A 1,021-nucleotide genomic window follows, 5' to 3' on the forward strand; every position below is an offset into this window, starting at 1 on the left:
CGCCGTCGACAGCTACGAACGCCTGGCCGACCTGCCGGTCCGCGACGGCGTCCCGGAGGCCGGCCCGGTCCACGACCTGCTCGCCCTCGTCCCGTACCGGCAGATCCGCGAGCGCGGCTTCGAGGCGCACGACGACGGCACCCCGCTGCGGGCGCTCGCCGTCGAGGAGCAGTACGCCCTGCCGCTGGCCGCCTTCACCGCCGCGCTGCCGCAGCTGCCGGTCTCGCTCACCGGCGGCGCCTTCGACGTGGACGACGAGGCGTACGCGGAGATCGTGCGCCGGGTGATCGAGGACGAGATCGGCAACGGCGAGGGCGCCAACTTCGTGATCCGGCGCGACTTCCACGCGACGCTGGAGGACTTCCGGCCGGAACTCGCCCTCACGCTGTTCCGGCGGCTGCTGGAGCAGGAGCGCGGCGCGTACTGGACCTTCCTGGTGCACACCGGCGACCGCGTCCTGGTCGGCGCCTCCCCCGAGGTGCACGTCCGGCAGAGCGGCGGCACCGTCGTGATGAACCCGATCTCCGGCACCTACCGCTATCCGTCCGGCGGCGCCGACCTCGACTCGCTGCTCCGCTTCCTGCACGACCCCAAGGAGCTGGAGGAGCTGACCATGGTGGTCGACGAGGAGCTCAAGATGATGTGCACGGTCGGCGACCTCGGCGGCCAGGTGCTCGGCCCCCGGCTCAAGGAGATGTCCCACCTCGCCCACACCGAGTACGAGCTGCGCGGACGCACCTCCCTGGACGTCCGCGAGGTGCTGCGCGAGACGATGTTCGCCGCCACCGTCACCGGCAGCCCGGTGCAGAACGCCACCCGGGTGATCCGGCGGTACGAACCCGGCGGGCGCGGCTACTACTCCGGCGCGCTCGCCCTGATCGGGCGCTCGGCGAGCGGCGGGCAGCTGCTGGACTCGCCGATCTGCATCCGCACCGCGGACATCGACCCGGCCACCGGACGGCTGGTCGTCCGGGTCGGCGCCACGCTGGTGCGCCGGTCCGTCCCGGAGTCCGAGGTCGCC

Annotated in this window: 1 protein-coding gene; it reads left to right on the forward strand. The window is 73.1% G+C overall.

What is annotated here, in order from left to right; translation table 11 throughout:
• Nucleotides 1–1,021 (forward strand): chorismate-binding protein (locus J0670_RS38650; RefSeq protein WP_207817440.1); only part of this gene is annotated, 1,021 nt, incomplete at both ends.

The organism is Streptomyces sp. FH025, from assembly GCF_017427025.1.
GTDB lineage: Bacteria > Actinomycetota > Actinomycetes > Streptomycetales > Streptomycetaceae > Kitasatospora.